Origin of the sequence: Paraburkholderia sp. UCT31 (assembly GCF_014397655.1) — a bacterium.
GTDB classification, from domain to species: Bacteria; Pseudomonadota; Gammaproteobacteria; order Burkholderiales; family Burkholderiaceae; genus Paraburkholderia; species Paraburkholderia tuberum.
Map to the genome: position 1 here is coordinate 187,631 of NZ_VZQP01000007.1, position 16,159 is coordinate 203,789.

At 65.3% G+C, this 16,159-nt stretch carries 12 protein-coding genes; 8 read left to right on the forward strand and 4 right to left on the reverse strand.

From position 1 onward, the window contains the following. Positions 1-53 precede the first annotated feature (53 nt). From F6X40_RS07890 to F6X40_RS07910, 5 genes are all read left to right on the forward strand, one after another. Positions 54-1,154, forward strand: coding sequence for a glycosyltransferase (locus F6X40_RS07890; RefSeq protein ID WP_187627356.1), 1,101 nt, complete (start codon positions 54-56; stop codon positions 1,152-1,154). A 4-nt stretch (positions 1,155-1,158) separates the two neighbouring features. Next, a complete protein-coding gene (locus F6X40_RS07895) occupies positions 1,159-2,364 on the forward strand; it encodes a hypothetical protein (protein ID WP_187627357.1) in 1,206 nt (401 codons plus the stop codon). Between the two features lie 157 nt (positions 2,365-2,521). Continuing rightward, entirely contained in the window at positions 2,522-3,436 is a 915-nt protein-coding gene (locus tag F6X40_RS07900; protein ID WP_090803220.1) for a glycosyltransferase family 2 protein, read from the forward strand. A 58-nt stretch (positions 3,437-3,494) separates the two neighbouring features. Continuing rightward, on the forward strand, positions 3,495-5,231 hold the full coding sequence (locus F6X40_RS07905; protein WP_187627358.1) for a hypothetical protein: 1,737 nt from the start codon (positions 3,495-3,497) through the stop codon (positions 5,229-5,231). A gap of 31 nt (positions 5,232-5,262) precedes the next feature. Next, on the forward strand, positions 5,263-6,552 hold the full coding sequence (locus F6X40_RS07910) for an oligosaccharide flippase family protein (protein WP_187627359.1): 1,290 nt from the start codon (positions 5,263-5,265) through the stop codon (positions 6,550-6,552). 113 nt (positions 6,553-6,665) lie between these two features. On the opposite strand, the gene F6X40_RS07915 is transcribed toward F6X40_RS07910, so the two are convergent. Continuing rightward, positions 6,666-7,877 (reverse strand): MFS transporter, encoded by a 1,212-nt coding sequence (locus tag F6X40_RS07915; protein ID WP_184034274.1) that lies wholly within the window; start codon positions 7,875-7,877, stop codon positions 6,666-6,668. Between the two features lie 228 nt (positions 7,878-8,105). On the opposite strand from F6X40_RS07915, the gene xdhA reads away from it, so the two are divergent. From xdhA to xdhC, 3 genes are read left to right on the forward strand one after another with little or no spacing between them, the layout of a single operon-like run. Next, complete coding sequence (gene xdhA, locus F6X40_RS07920) at positions 8,106-9,623, forward strand: xanthine dehydrogenase small subunit (RefSeq protein ID WP_187627360.1); 1,518 nt, start codon at positions 8,106-8,108, stop codon at positions 9,621-9,623. 34 nt (positions 9,624-9,657) lie between these two features. Continuing rightward, positions 9,658-12,027 carry a xanthine dehydrogenase molybdopterin binding subunit gene (gene xdhB / locus F6X40_RS07925; RefSeq protein ID WP_187627361.1) on the forward strand — a complete coding sequence of 790 codons (2,370 nt, stop codon included), beginning with the start codon at positions 9,658-9,660 and terminating at the stop codon, positions 12,025-12,027. Between the two features lie 31 nt (positions 12,028-12,058). Beyond that, on the forward strand, positions 12,059-12,649 hold the full coding sequence (gene xdhC, locus F6X40_RS07930) for a xanthine dehydrogenase accessory protein XdhC (protein ID WP_187627362.1): 591 nt from the start codon (positions 12,059-12,061) through the stop codon (positions 12,647-12,649). Here the strand turns inward: xdhC and F6X40_RS07935 are convergent. The 3 genes from F6X40_RS07935 to F6X40_RS07945 all read right to left on the reverse strand — a co-directional run bounded on the left by F6X40_RS07935 (position 12,646) and on the right by F6X40_RS07945 (position 16,018). Next, a complete protein-coding gene (locus F6X40_RS07935; protein WP_187627363.1) occupies positions 12,646-13,596 on the reverse strand; it encodes a LysR family transcriptional regulator in 951 nt (316 codons plus the stop codon). The two genes, xdhC and F6X40_RS07935, sit on opposite strands and share 4 nt — an antisense overlap. A gap of 200 nt (positions 13,597-13,796) precedes the next feature. Continuing rightward, positions 13,797-14,453 (reverse strand): 2-hydroxychromene-2-carboxylate isomerase, encoded by a 657-nt coding sequence (locus F6X40_RS07940; protein ID WP_184074231.1) that lies wholly within the window; start codon positions 14,451-14,453, stop codon positions 13,797-13,799. 161 nt (positions 14,454-14,614) lie between these two features. Continuing rightward, positions 14,615-16,018, reverse strand: a complete 1,404-nt coding sequence (locus F6X40_RS07945) for a TAXI family TRAP transporter solute-binding subunit (RefSeq protein WP_187627364.1) — start codon at positions 16,016-16,018, stop codon at positions 14,615-14,617. Positions 16,019-16,159 lie beyond the last annotated feature (141 nt).

The following is a 16,159-nucleotide window of genomic DNA, read 5'->3' on the forward strand; positions in this document are numbered from 1 at the left end:
ATCTTACGGCCGCGCCTGCCGAGCGCATACCGTACAGGCAAGGGACTACCCGGATGAAACAGCTATTTGTCACGCCTTTTCTGCCTCAGAAAAACGCGCCGCAAGCTGGCCACCGTTTGGCCTACGACTACCTGATCAAACTGAGCGCGGAATCTGAGCTCGACGTGCTGATCGTGTCGCGCGTGCCGGTCGACGAAAAAGCCATCGAGTTTCGCGCGAACGTGCGCAACGTGTACATCCAGTACGTGAGCCGGTTCGAGCTGATTCCGTCGTTCCTCGCGAATCCGCTGACTTTTTCACCGCGCCTGTTCTCGCGCTATAAGCCCGCGATCGGTAAGTTCCTCTGCGAGCTCGTCGACAGGAACCGATACGACACCGTGCGGCTCGAGTTCTCGCAATGCTTTGCGTATGCCCAGAATCTGCGCGAGCGTTTCCACGACCGCGTGAAGATCGTGATGTGCGCGCATGACTTGCAGATCCAGGTCATATTGCGCGTCAAGTCCATCGAAGGATGGCTGTTCACCCGGCAGACCTTCATGCTCGAGCAGCGTCTGCTGAAGCTGGCGGACAAGGTGCTCGTGCTGTCCAGCAAGGACGCGCAGCTGATCAACGGCCTGTACCCCGGGGTCGGCACGTTGCAGGTCGTGCCGATCTCACTGCCGGCGTTTCTGAAGGAAGTGCGGCGCTCGAAAGACACGGTCGAGAAAGGCAACATCCTGTTCTGGGGGGCGATGCAACGCCGTGAGAACGAAGAGGCGCTGCTCAATTTCATCGACGCGATTTTTCTGCCGCTGCGCCGGCGCGGCCTGCAACTGAAGCTGTTCGTGGTCGGCTCCGATCCGAGCGACCGCGTAAAGCGCCTGAACGGCGACGATATTTGCGTGACCGGCTTCGTCGAAAATCCGGGCAAGTACTTCGAGTCCGCCGATATCGGCGTGGTGCCGCTGCTGTCGGGCGCCGGCGTCAAGCTGAAGACGCTCGAAATGCTCGCGGCGAAACTGCCGGTCGTCTCGACGCCGCTCGGCGCGGAAGGCGTCGAGCACGACGGCACCTTGCTCAACGTCTGCGAAATCGATGAGTTCCAGGACGTGATCGAGCGCATCTACCGCGGTGATCCGGTCAACGTCAACGCCTCCGTGGCGTATCAGGCCTGACGCCATGATCGCAACCATCGCCTATCTGCTGGCCGTCGTGCTGTGTGCCTCGCGCGGCGTGCTCGAGTATCTGATCGGCAAGGACGCCGCCTATCTGATCCAGGTCGGCGGTATCGTCGGGCTGCTCGTGTGGTACATCTCGCCGACGGCGATCGCCGCTTACTTCCGCGACGAAGGGCGCCTGTCGTTCGGCTTCCTCGTGGGCATGCTGTTCTCGACCGGGCTGTCGATCGTCGCGACGCTCGCGCTCACCGGTGAGTTCGGGCCGTCCTATCTGTTCGTCTTCATCTTCACGCTGTTCATCTACTTCTACGCGATCTCGAACTATCAGAGGCGCTTCGTGCAGCCGCGCGTCGCCTATGCGGGGCTCGTGCTGATCGCGCTGATCGAGGCGGGTGTCGCGCTCGCGCAGCAGCAGAACGTCTTCCCGATCGATCTGCCCGGCGCGACGTACGGCTTCGACAATCTGCGCGCGCCGTCGCTGACGGGCAGCTATCTGCACTACCCGCTGTTCGTCGCGATTGCCGCGTCGCTGTGCGGCGTCGACTATCTGGTGCGCAAGAACGTGCTGTCGGGCCTCGCGTGCGCGGTGCTCAGCTTCGCGATTTTCTCGGCGCTGTCGCGCAGCGGCATGCTGATCATTCTCGGCACGTTCGGGCTCGCGTTCCTGCAGGCGCCGATCCAGTTCATCACGAGAAACGCGAAACTGATCGTTGCCACCGTGTTCGCGACGATGGCGATCATGATCTTCGGCGTCGCGGTGAGCAGTCAGAACGATAGTGTCGTCAACGTCGGCACCGAACGGATGATAGGCGCGACCGATCTGCAATCGGACGGCAACGACGGCCGCACCGAAGCATGGGAAAAGGCCAAGTCGCTCGTATTGCCGGTCAACGTGATCGCCGGCACGTACTTTGGGCTCGTCACGAACTCGGCACCCGAGCCGGTGAAACAGGAGTTCGGCGTCGTCGAATCGAGCGTGCTGCAGCAGATTCTGAATATCGGCCTGATGGGCGCGATCTTCTATTACGGCGTGCTGATATCGGTGACGAAACTCGCGAGCAGCGCGAGCCGGATTTCGTTGTGCATGTGGGCCGCTTTATTTCAAACGCTCTTCTATCAATCGATCGAAGTGATTCCGTTTGTCTTCATCCTGATGACATTGCCAGTGTTCGATTACGTGGGCGGACCGCGTCCAGACAGCACGTAGCGAACCAGAAGGCAGTGCGCTCCAGATCGTCTGCATCGCGCGGACGAGCAGTGGGTAGTCGGTAGTGCGCGTGAACAGCGCGAAGCAAGGTGCAAGAACCAGAAAGCCGTGTTTGGGGGTAATTCCACGAACACCAGATGTAAAGCAGGAGGTGGGGATGAACCTGAAGGGAATGTTTAGCGTGGTGATCGTCAATTACAACACGCCAAAACTGGTCGGAAATTGCGTGCGCTCCGTACTAGAACTTTCGATTGCGGATAAGGAGGACATCGTCGTGGTGGACAACGCTTCACCCGACAATTCGTTTTCCTATCTGAGGGAGACGCTTCCGACGGGAGTGAGGCTCGTCAAAACGTCGATCAATCGCGGCTTCGGAGCCGGCGTCAATTTCGGCATGGTCGGTTGTCTGCGCGAACTCGTGCTCGTGCTGAACCCGGACACCTATTTCGTCGATACATCGCTCGAAAACGCGGTGCAGTTGTTCAGAACGGAGAAGGATGTCGGCCTCGTCGGTCTCGATCTGGTCTATCCGGATGGCGAGCGGCAGTTTTCCGCGCGGCGCTTTTATTCGGTACTCGACATACTCGGCCGGCGTTCGCCGCTCGGGCGGCTCGGCGCGTTCAAGCGCCGCATCGACAACCACATGATGCGCGAAGCGTGGGCCGCGGGCACGCCGTTCGAGGCCGACTGGGTGCTGGGCACGGGCTTTATCGTGCGGCGCGCGCTATTCGGCGAACTCGGCGGCATGGACGAGCACTTCTTTCTCTATATGGAGGACGTCGATTTTTGCGCGCGCATCTGGCAGGCGGGCTACCGCGTGCTGTGCGTGCCGGGCGCGCGACTCACGCACGAGCATCAGCGTGCGTCGGCAGCGGGCTTCCTGAGCAAGGCGGGGCGCCGGCATATGAACAGCTTGTGGCGTTTCAGCCGCAAGTATCGTGTGCCGCTGTTCAGACCGCCAGGCGTGCAGGGCCTGAGTCGCAGCGCGAAGGCGCGTGCGGTGCCGGTCCCCATGACCGTGAGCGCGCGTCCGGCGGCCGCCGAGCAGGGGCAAAGCATCACGGTGGACTGATGCCTGTCGATGTCTCGACGTGAAAAAAGAACGGAGTAACGCAATGGGGGAAGGCTAGATGAAAACCCGGCGACAGGCGCTCAAGACGTTCCTGCTCGGCGGCCTGGCCGGGGCCAGTGCAAGCACAGCCGATTTGGGCATCGCGCGCGCGACGGGGCACGCGCCGCGCGAGCGCGGCGCGTTCGCGAGTATGGGTAACGGCGCGGACGACGGCGCCGGCGGCATCCTGCGCGTCGCCGCGTCCGTGCCCGAGCGTGCCGCATCGGAACCGGTTGCGCCGAGCTATCTGAAGACGCTCAGCGATATCGTCGCGGGACTCGAGGTCAGCGTCGCGCGCTTCGTCGATCCGCACCGGCTGGCGGCGATCCAGCGCGGCGCGTCCGGTTACGACTGCGGCGCTGAACTCAGGGAAGCGTTCGCGAGCGGTGCGCGCGGGTTGTATCTACCGCGCGGCATCTGGCGTTACACCGGCGACCTGGCCACCGCGAACGGCTCGAGACTGCGCGGCGACGGCGGCGGCGAATACGTGGTGATCACCGACATCGCGATGGCGGCGACCGTGCTGGAGAGACAGGACTCGGGCGGCCCGAGGTCGGCGGCGCTGACGCTGGGCGACTCGGCGTTCGTCGAGCATGTGCAGGTGCGGCCCGCGCATTACGACAAGGTCATCTACTACCTCGCCAACTATCCGGCGCACACCGGCAACACGGCGATCGGCATCCACTTCGGTACGTCGGCCGGGGCTAGTCGTTGCACGGCGATCGGTTTTTCGCGCGCGGGCTACGAACTCGGCGTCACCTCGACGCTCGAGCGCTGCTATGCGTACATGTGCGAGCGCGGCTTCTACGCGACCGAGCACACCGACGGCTCGCTGATCAATTGCATCGGCATGTTCTGCCATACGGCCGGCGCCGATATCGTCGACAACTTCTGGCAGGTGATCGGCGGACGCTGGGAATGGAACGCGCGACACGGCGTGATTCTCGGCGCGGAGTCGCTGATCGTCGGCGCGGTGTTCGATCGCAATGGCTTTGCCGGCATCTATATGAAGAGCGGCAACTGGGGCAAGGTGGTGAACGGCAATTACTTCTCGCGCAACGGTTGCGGCGGCGACGGCAAGATCGGCCGCTGGAAATTCTCGACGCGCGGCCATCCGTCGTACCTCGATGTGCCGCCCGGTCAGAGTTGCCACATCCAGATCGATTACCAGCAGGGGGCGACGATCGTGGGCAATCGCTACCGTCCCGGCCAGGACGACGAGAACGCCGGCTGCGACGGCCCGCAGTTCGTGTACGGCAGTTCGACCGCGCCGGGCAGCACACCGCTCGACGGCATCACGATTCAGGGCAATTTCGGCGATCGCGCGGGTGACACGATCGTCGGTTACGCCAAGGCGTATCCGGGTGGCGGCGCGATCGCGGGCGGCAAGGACGCGAGCCTCGTGCATGCGCTGAATCTCGGCGTCGGCTACGAACGCGGCGGCGTCGCGGCGGCGCTGCATTGCGGAAACCAGACCGTGTCGCAGGAGACGACGCGCATCGCAATCAACGTGCTGCGCTCGACCTCGGGCCGCGTGGTGTTGCGCGCGGCCACGCGCGGCCATGCTCTACTCGCCGAAATCCTGTTCGCAACCGACGCCACCGACGCCAACTACAAGACCGTGGTAAGCAATCTGATCGGCAATGCGGTGAAGAGCGCGGTGTTGAACGCAAATGGCGAAGACGATCGCTACAACAAGATCAATATCGCACTAAGTGAACCTGCTTTCGTGTCGTATTCCGTTTTTTCGACCTGAGTTTTAACCGCCTACTGCAAACAGGACGATTGTGTCGACGAGAAACGTCATCATCGCGCTGTATTCGGTGTACGCACTGAACTACGTGCTGCCGCTCGTTACGTTGCCGTATCTGTCGCACGTACTTGGGCCGGCCGGGTTGGGCGTGATCGGTTACGCGCAATCGATTTCGCAGATTCTTCTCGTCATCGTCGACTTCGGCTTCGGCCTGTCGAGCGCGCGCAAGGTGGCGGTGCACATCGATAACCCGGCGGTCGTGAACCGCATCTACTGGTCGACCACGATCGGCCGCGCGATTCTCGCGTTGCTGTGCTCGCTGGTGCTGGTCGGCTGGGCCTTCGCCGCGCACATGTCGCCGCAGGAGCGCGGTGCGACGCTGCTGGGCTCGCTCGTGATCTGGGGCGGCGTGCTGACGCCCGGCTGCTTCTACGAAGGCACACAGCGCCTGCCGGTGCTCGCGGGCACGCTGCTCGCGACGCGCGTGGGTCTGCTGATTCCGCTGTTCCTGTTCGTGAGGACTCGCGACGACGTGATGCTCGCGGCCGCTCTGCAATATGCGCCGACCTTCGTGTGCGGCGTGATCCTGATGGGCGCGCTGATCTGGAAGCGCGAGATCCTGCTGACCGTGCGGGTCAGTTGGGCCGACGTGATGGCCGAGGCGAAAGAGGCGTATCACATCTTTCTCGGTTCGGCGCTGACGTCCGTGTACATGTACGCGAACGTGATCATGCTGCGCATGATCAGCGGCCCGGGCGCGGTCGGCTATTACGTGGCGGCCGAGCGACTCACCAACGCGCTACGCGCGTGCACGGCGCCGGCCATCCAGGCGTTCTTTCCGAAGATCTGCGTCGCTTACGAGCGCAACGACATCGCCTATATCCACAAGGTCAACCGCGGCTTCATGGTCGCGTTCGCGGCGTCGGCGGTGCTGATTCTGGTTGGCTTTACGGTGCTCGGCGAATGGTTCGTCAGACGTTTTCTCGGCGAGGCGTTCGGCGAGACGTTCCGCATTTTGCGCATTCTCGTGTTCGTGCCGGCGATCGTCGGCATGACGACGACCCAGGTGATGCTGACGATCATCGCGTCGGGCAATCAGTCGTTGCTGAAGCGGATCTATATCTACGGCGCGCTGTTCCATCTGGTGCAGGCACCGATCAGCATCTACTTCTGGGGCGGTGTCGGCACCGCGTGCTCGGTGGCCGCCACCGAGCTGTTCATGCTGATCGGCGTGTACAACGTGTCGAGCCGAATCAATCACGGCCAGATCGCGGTGCGCGCGCAGACGACGATCAAGCAGGAGATGGCGGCGGAGAGAGATTAGCCGCGAGGATGGACAGCGGGATCGAATGGCCGCGGCGCGCGTCGTGAAGACTTTGCGCGTCGCGGCCTTTGCGTCAGCGCCGCGCGTTCGTTGCGCGCGTTCACTGCGAGTGCTTACTGCGCGGTAGACAGACCGGTTACTTTCGCGTTGCGCAGATACAGCACCGTCGACAGCACGACCGCCGCGGCAGCCGCGATCGCGGCAAACAGGAACACCGAGCCGTAACCGAACTCGCCGGCGATATACCCCGCCAGCGGCCCGGTAATGCCGAGCGACAGATCGAGAAACACCGAGTACGCGGACAGCGCTGCGCCGCGGCTCGCCGGCGGCACGAGCCCGACCGCCTCGACGCCGAGTGCCGGAAACACCAGCGCGAAGCCAAAGCCGGTCAGCGCGGCGCCCGCGAGCGCGATATGCGGCTCGGGCGCGAGCCACAGCATCAACAGACCCGCGCATTCGAACGAGAACGACGCGATTGCGACACGAAAGCCGCCGTAGGTCTTGATCGTGTTCGCGAACAGCAGGCGCGCGCCGATGAACAGCGTGCCGAACAGCGTCAGCGACAGCGCCGCATTCGGCCAGTGCTTCGCCGCATAGAACAGCGTGATGAAGGTCGCGATCGAACCGAAGCCGGCCGAGCCGAGCGCGAGACCCATACCGTGCGGCAGCACGCGCGTCAACACGCTGCGATACGACATCCGCTCGCCGTGCACGACCGGCACCGGCGCGATCAGACGCGCGAGGTAATAGCCGAGCCCCGCGAGCGCGATCACCAGAATGCCGAGCGCGGTAAAGCCGATCGAGCGCGAGATCATCACGCCGAGCGGTGCGCCGATCGCGAGTGCGCCGTAGGTCGCGATGCCGTTCCACGAAATCACGCGGGCGTTGTTGGAGGTGCCGACCCGGCCGATTCCCCACAGGATCGCGCCGGTGCCGCACAGGCTCTCGCCGAAACCGAGCACGAGCCGGCTGCACACGAGCAGTGCGAGGCTCAGTCCCGGCCAGCGACCGGTCAGCGCGGCGAGCAACAGCAGCACACCGCTCGCGCCACAGCCGAGCAGACCGATCGACACCGTGCGCTTCGGCCCGAGCGTATCGGCCGAGCGGCCCGCGAGCGGCCGCGACGCGAGCGTCGCGAGGTACTGCACGCTGATCGCCGCGCCGGCCAGCACCGCGCTGTAGCCGAGGTCGCCGTGCACATAACCGGGCAGCACCGCGAGCGGAATACCGATCGCGAGGTAGCAAAGAAAGGTGAAAAAGACGACCGGAATGATCTGCAGGGTCGTCGCAAATTCGCTGCGGGCGGACGCGGAGTCGGTGGACATCGGGAAAACGAGACTTGAATTCGGCGGGAAGGCGTGATTCTCCCATGGAACCGATTCCCTTGCAGAGTTTGCTTAAAAAATGGGACGAATCAATGGCGGGTCATATCGCGCGAACAATATGTCCCCCATGCGAATCAGGCTATGGGTTAGGTTTATTGACGGTGATAGCTTTCAAACCATTGACGCGGCGTGTCCGCGCGAACACGGAACAGACGAGAGCACCGAGACATGACCGAGCCGATTCGTTTCTATCACCGCAACGCGATCCGCGAAATCGAGGACGCGCCCGTCACCCGCACGGTGCTGCAGTATCTGCGCGAGGACGCGCATTGCACCGGCACCAAGGAGGGCTGCGCCGAAGGCGACTGCGGCGCCTGCACCGTCGTGATCGGCGAGCGCAATCCGGCGGGCGGCGTCGAGTTCAAGGCGGTCAACGCCTGCATCCAGTTCGTGCCGACCCTCGACGGCCGCGCGCTCTTCACGGTCGAAGACCTGCGCCAGCCGGACGGCTCGCTGCATCCGGCGCAGCAGGCGATGGTGGACTGCCACGGCTCGCAGTGCGGCTTCTGCACGCCGGGCTTCATCATGTCGATGTGGGCGCTCTACGAGAAGCACGGCCACGAGCATGGCTGCGCGAACCGCACGGTGCCGTCGCGCGAGGCGATCGGCAATGCGCTGACCGGCAACCTGTGCCGCTGCACCGGCTACCGGCCGATCGTCGACGCGGCCGAGCGCATGTTCGACGCGCCCGCGCCGCAAGCGCCAGTCGACGTAAAGGCGCTCGCCGACACGCTCGCGACGCTCGAACGCCGCGACACGTTTCAGTACGAGCACGCGGGCCAGCGCTTCGCCGCGCCGCGCACGGTCGCGGCGCTCGCGCGGATCAAACAGCAGGAACCGGCCGCGCGCCTGCTCGCGGGCAGCACCGACATCGGCCTGTGGGTCACCAAGCAGATGCGCGAGCTCGGCGACCTCGTCTACGTCGGACAGATCGCCGAGCTGCAAAAGCTCGAAACCAATGACGACTGGATCGAGATCGGCGCCGGCGTCAGCGTCGAAAAAGCGTATGCCGAGATCGCGAAGCAGTACCCGGAGCTGACCGAAATGTGGCAGCGCTTCGCGTCGCTGCCGATCCGCAACGCCGGCACGCTCGGCGGCAACATCGCGAACGGCTCGCCGATCGGCGATTCGATGCCGGGGCTGATCGCGCTCGGCGCGCGCGTGATCGTGCGGGGCGGCGACGTCGAGCGCGAGATGCCGCTCGAAGACCTGTACCTCGCGTATCAGAAGAAGGACATGGCCGGGCACGAGTTCGTCGTCGGCCTGAAGGTGCCCGCGCGCGGCGGTGCGCGCGCGAACCTGCGCTTTCGTACCTACAAGCTGTCGAAGCGCTTCGATTCGGATATCTCGGCCGTCTGCGCGGCGTTCTCGTTCATCGCCGACGGCGACGCGATCCGCGAGCCGCGCATCGCGTTCGGCGGCATGGCGGCGACGCCGAAGCGTGCGCTCCAGGCCGAAGCCGTGCTGCGCGACGCCGAATGGCACGAGGCGACCGCGCAGGCCGCGATGCTCGCGCTCGGCACTGACTACGCGCCGCTCACCGACATGCGCGCGAGCAGCGACTACCGCCTCGAAGCGGCGAAGAACACGCTGTACCGCTTCTGGCTCGAAACGCGCGCGCGGCAGCCGCTGCCGAAGAGCGCGCTCGACGTGCGCGCGGTCGCGCCGGCCGGCGCGAGCGCCTGAGCGCCGCGCGTTCAAGGATACGGAGAACACAACCATGAACCAGCAAGCCGAACCGTTCCTGAAAGAGGTTCAGGAACTCGACGACTTCACCCAGGTGCACGTGTCGCGTCCGCACGAGTCCGCGCATCTGCACGTAAGCGGCCGCGCGACCTACACCGACGACATTCCCGAGCTGGCCGGCACGCTGCACGCGGCGCTGGGGCTGTCGTCGAAGGCGCACGCGAAGATCGTCTCGATCGCGCTCGACAAGGTGCGCGCGACGCCCGGCGTCGTCGCGGTCTTCACCGCCGACGACATCCCCGGCGTCAACGACGTCGGCCCGATCATTCATGGCGACGATCCGATCCTCGCCGACGGCGTCGTGCAATACGTCGGCCAGCCGATGCTGATCGTGGTCGCGACGTCGCACGAGGCGGCGCGTCTCGGCGCACGGCGCGCCGAGGTGGTCTACGAGGAACTGCCGGCGGTGCTGAGCGCGCAGCAGGCGCGCGCCGCGAACCAGTTCGTGCTGCCGCCGATGAAGCTCGCGCGCGGCGACGCCGGCACGAAGATCGCGCGTGCCGCGCATCGCGAGGCCGGTGAGATGTGGCTCGGCGGCCAGGAGCAGTTCTATCTGGAAGGGCAGATCTCGTACGCGGTGCCGAAGGACGACGACGGCATGCACGTCTACTGCTCGACCCAGCATCCGACCGAAATGCAGCACCTCGTCGCGCACACGTTGGGCGTTGCATCGCATAACGTATTGATCGAATGCCGGCGCATGGGTGGCGGTTTCGGCGGCAAGGAATCGCAGTCGGCGCTGTTCGCGTGCTGCGCCGCGCTCGCCGCGTGGAAGCTGCTGTGCCCGGTCAAGCTGCGCCCGGATCGCGACGACGACATGATGGTGACCGGCAAGCGCCACGATTTCCACTACACGTACGAAGTCGGCTACGACGCAGAGGGCGTGATCGAAGGCGTCGCGGTCGACATGACCTCGCGCTGCGGCTTTTCCGCCGACCTGTCGGGCCCGGTGATGACGCGCGCGCTGTGCCACTTCGACAACGCGTACTGGCTGTCGGACGTCTCGATCGACGGCTTCTGCGGCAAGACCAACACGCAGTCGAACACGGCGTTTCGCGGCTTCGGCGGCCCGCAGGGCGCGTTCGCGATCGAGTACATCCTCGACAACGTCGCGCGCTCGTGCGGCATCGATGCGCTCGACGTGCGCCGCCGCAATCTCTACGGCAAGACCGAGCGCAACCAGACGCCGTACGGCCAGGTGGTCGAAGACAACGTGATTCACGAGCTGATCGACGAACTCGAAGCGACCAGCGACTATCGCGCGCGCCGCAAGGAGATCGACGCATTCAACGCGAACAGCGAGATCCTGAAGAAGGGCCTGGCACTCACGCCGGTCAAGTTCGGCATCGCGTTCAACGTCACGCACTTCAACCAGGCCGGCGCGCTCGTGCATATCTACACCGACGGCTCGGTGCTCGTGAACCACGGCGGCACCGAAATGGGCCAGGGGCTGAACACGAAGGTCGCGCAGGTCGTCGCGCATGAACTCGGCGTCGGCTTCAACCGGATTCGGGTGACCGCGACCGATACCAGCAAGGTCGCCAATACGTCTGCGACGGCCGCGTCGACCGGGTCCGACCTGAACGGCAAAGCCGCGCAGGACGCCGCGCGCCAGTTGCGCGAGCGGCTCGCCGCGTTCGCGGCCGAGCGCTTCGGCGCGGGCAGCGTGAATCCGCGAGACGTGCGCTTCGCGCATGATCGCGTGATGGTCGGCGAGCTCGCCGTGCGGTTCGAGGAAGTGGTCGCGAAGGCTTATCTCGCGCGCATCCAGTTGTGGTCCGACGGCTTCTATGCGACACCGAAGCTCTACTGGGATCAGTCGAAGCTGCAAGGACGGCCGTTCTACTACTACTCGTATGGCGCGGCGGTATCGGAAGTCGTGATCGACACGCTGACCGGCGAAATGCGCGTGCTGCGCGCCGATGCGCTGCACGACGTCGGCGCCTCGCTGAATCCGGCGCTCGACGTCGGCCAGGTGGAAGGCGCGTTCATTCAGGGCATGGGCTGGCTCACCACCGAGGAGCTGTGGTGGGACGCCGGCGGCAAGCTGATGACGCACGCGCCTTCGACGTACAAGATCCCGACCGTCAACGACGTGCCGCCGGTTTTTAATGTCAGGCTGTTCAGGAACCGCAACGCGGAAGACAGCATCCATCGTTCGAAGGCGACCGGCGAGCCGCCGCTGCTGCTGCCGTTCTCGGTGTTCTTCGCGGTGCGCGACGCGGTGTCGGCGGTCGGCGGCCATCAGGTCAATCCGCCGCTCAATGCGCCCGCGACCAGCGAGGAAATCCTGAAAGCGGTCGGCGCGGTGCGGGCCGCGACGGCGGCCGCGCGGCAGGCGTGATGGCGACTGGCAAACGAGTTGGGAGCGCAATATGCAAGCACGCCTGAATTATTGTCCGGGCGGGACCGGGTCCGAGCTTGCACCGCGGCCGGCGCCGATGCACATCGTGCTGTTCGGCGCGGGACACGTCGGCCATGCGCTCGCGCATCTGCTTGGCAGCCTGCCGTGCGTGGTCCAGTGGGTCGACGAACGCGACGAGCTGTTCCCCGACGAAACGCCGCCCAACGTGCAGGTCGAAGCGACCGACACGCCCGAGGCGATCGTCGATGCGGCGCCGCCCGGCGCGTGGTTTCTGGTGATGACGCACAACCATGCGCTCGATTTTTCGCTGGCCTCGCGCATCATGCGACGGCGTGATTTCAGCTACTTCGGCATGATCGGCTCGAACACGAAGCGCGTGAAGTTCGAGCGGCGACTGCTCGAACGAGGCGTGGAGTTGGAGCGGCTCGCGCAGATGACCTGCCCGATCGGCGTCGAAGGGATCGTCGACAAGGCGCCCGCCGCGATCGCGATTGCGGTATGCGCGCAACTGCTGCGACTGAGGACACGGCAGGCCGCGACGGTTCATGCGTTGGGGCAGGCCGCGAACCACGTCCGCGCAACGAAGCAGATCACGGTTTAGGCCATACGGCGCAACGGGGGCTTGCGCGCGACCAGCTCACCCGACACCTCGGACATCAATGTCCTCAGCCAGCCGATATCGCTCGGCCGATCCGGCTGCGGATGCCACAACTGATAGCAGCGGATGCGCGGAAATGCGATCGGCACGTCGACGACCGCGAGCGGCAACATGCTCGCGTAGTGCATCGCGAAACGCCGCGTCGTCGTGAAGATCAGATCCGATTGCAGTAGCGTTTGCGCGACGAGCCCGAAGTAGGGCAGCGTCGCGACGATGCGCCGGCTCGCCTTCGCCCGCGCGAAGCCGGTATCGATCGCGCCGCCGCGCGCGCCGCTGTAGGGTGTCGGCGCGAGATGCGGCGCGGCCAGATAGGCTTCGCGGGTGAGCGGCTCGTGTGTCAGCGGATGGTCCGCGCGCATCATGCACACGACGGTATCGGCGAACAGGTCGCTGCGCTCGAAGCGCGGATCGGGCTTCGGCCAGTTGCCGATCACCAGATCGAGTTCGCCGGCGTCGAGCGCGGCCGAATGATCGAGCCGCGGCCCCAGCGATTCGATTTCGAGCCGCGCATGCGGCGCCGCTTCGCGAAACCGCGCGATCACGGTCGGCATGAAGAAGTCGTTCAGATAGTCGGGCGCGGCGACGCGAAAAGTGCGGCGCGAGCGGCCCGGGTCGAAATCGCCATGCGGCGTCGCGACGAAATCGACATCGCGCAACACGCGCTGCGCGGCCGCGAGCAGCGACTCGCCGTATTCGGTCGGCACCATGCCCGACTTGCCGCGCACCAGAATCGGATCGCCGAGCGTTTCGCGCAGCTTGCGCAGCGCGGTGCTGATCGCGGGCTGGGTCTGGTTCAGCCGCAACGCGGTCTGCGTGACGCTGCGCTCGACGAGCAGCGTGCGCAGCACGCGCACGAGCCAGATATCGAGTGAGGCGGCGGTGTCGTCCATGATCGAAGCGTGGTGGCGCGGGCGCTGCCGATGAGCTCGCCGCGCGGCGCGCGCGTGGGGTGCGAAAGCTTAACCTTAGGCGCGTTTGCGCTTCGGCGGCATAGCGGGCACGGTATGGCCGGCATCAGCGCGACGCCTGCCGGCATCGATTCGTTCGGGCCGAAGCCGCAACCAGGGCGCGGCCCGCAGCGACCGCGGTGTCATGCCGGTGTTGGTTTGTCCGGCAGCCCCCACGGCAGCGAACTGATCCGCTTCACCTCGCGCGATTCGAGCCAGTTCGGCGTGCGCGCGCAGTACAGCACCATCGGCAGCGCGTCCTCGCCCCAGAACAGCTGATCGTTCAGACGAAACGTCGGCACGCCATAGACGCCGAGTTCGACCGCATCGGCGGTATTGCGCTGCAATTGCGCCTTCACGGCTTCGTCCTGGATCAGTTCCGGGCCGTCCGGCTTGCCGACGCGCTCGCACAGCTCGGCGAACGCTTCGTCGCTCGACGGATCGCGCCCCTCGCGCCAGATGAAGCGGAAAATCTCGCGCACGAATTGCACGTCGCCGTTCGCGGCGGTCGCGAGCAGCAGCGGCTTCATCGAATCGAACGGATGGGCGGGCGGCATTTTGTACGGGATACCGAGCTGCTCCGCGCGAAACAGCGCGTGCCGGTACATGAAGGTGCGCTTGGCGGGCACGCTGTACGCGGAGCGCTGGCTCCAGTGGCGATACAGATCGTTCAGCACGACCGGCGTGAACGCGAAGTCGAAGCCGGGCCATTTGTCGTATTGCTCGAGCAGCAGGTAGGTGAACGGCGAGACGAAATCGTAAAACCACTGCCGCTGTTGGGCGTCGATGCCAACGGTCATAAATTTCTCCCGGATTGCATGGTGTCGGACGACGCGGAGGGCGCGTCCGTTATCTGATCAAAATTGTAGCGATCTTACGCGGTGCGGTCCCGGCTTGCACCGGTCGATATCCCCTGGTGGCGGCAGGTGGGCGTAGGTTCCGGCGGTGTCGTCAGGGGCGCTCAGCCTTTGACTTTTTCGGCCGCCTGCTCGTCGGCCTCGTCCAGCTCGCCCCGCGTGTCGCGGCTTTCCGTGAGCCGCCGCCGCACGAAGCCGATGTGCTCGCGCAGCACGTAGAACTGGTCCGCGTACGCGAGCGGCATCTTCATGCCGTTGACCGAGTCTTCGATCGCGTCGAGCTGCTCGATCAGCGACGCGCGTTCGGCCGACGAATGTTCGCCGAGCGCGCTGCGCTCGATCGCGATCAGCGCGCCGTACCAGCGATAGATGCGCGATTTGACGCGCCACGCGTACAACCCGGGCACGATGCGCAGCGCCGGCACCAGCAGCACGATCAGCGGCACGACGATCACCAGCAGGCGGTCCGCGAGACTCGCGATCCAGAACGGCAGCGTTCGGTACAGGAAGCTCTTGCCCGACTTGTAGTAGCGCGCGGCGTCGTCGGAAAGCGGGAAGTCGTGCGCGAGCGGGGCGGGGAATTCGCCGGCGCGCTGCATCGTCGTCGCGCCGCCATGCACCTCGCGCGCGGCTTCGATCAGCAGATCGGACAGCGCCGGATGCAGCGAATCGCGCGCGATCAGCTCGGCGGTCGGCGCGACGATGCTGATCGAGTTCGCCGGCAGGTTCTTGCCGAGGTCGAAGGCGCCCATCGGCACCTTCAGCTGCGTCAGGTACGGAAAGCGGCGCGTGTACGCGTCGGCCTGCGAAAAATCGTAGAAGCGCACGTTCTGCGTGCGGTAGAGCTTGCCCATCACGGCCGGCTGCGCCGAGTCGCCCGCGAGGAAGGTCGCGTCGATGGTGCCGTCGATCAGCGCGTCGGCGGCGGCGTCGCCCGTTAGCGGCAGCAATTGGGTCGGACCGCCCGGCACGATGCCGTTGGCCTTCAGCAGCGCGAGCGCGAGCTCGCGCGTGCCGCTGCCCTCGGGGCCGATCGCGAGGCGTTCGCCCTTGAACCCGGACAGCCAGTCGACGGGGGCGCCGCGGTAGAAGATCGCGAGCGGCACGTAAGCGACGCTGCCGAGCGACATCAGGCTTTTGTCCTTGTCGAGCCCGGCGGGCGCGATGCCGCTCTGCACGAAGCCGACGTCGACGTCCGCGTTCGGGTCCAACAGCCGCTTCAGATTTTCCTGCGAGCCCTGCGAGGCCAGCACGTTCAGCGTAATGCGATTGCGCGCAAGGATCGTCTTGTACTTCTGCGCGGCGATCCAGAAGGTGCTGCCGACGGGACCGGCGCTAATCGTCAGCGTATTCGGCGGGGCGGGTTGGATCAGCCGCACGGCGGCCCAGATTGCGACGATCACGAGCAGCACGAGCGGGCCGAACGAGACCGCCAGGTCGCGCCACGAGATCGCGACAAAACGGGCGACGAGATGGGTAGGGCGGGTGCGGCCGGTGTCAGGCTTCATCGGATCATCTGAAAGCGGCGGTCGATCGGGCTCGAATGCGCGAAGGCGGCTTGGGCGGCGCGCGCCAGCACGCGTCGCGCCGATGGTACCTGAGATTGGCGCGGCCGCGAAACGCGTAGCCGCCCGTCACGCCGACAAACG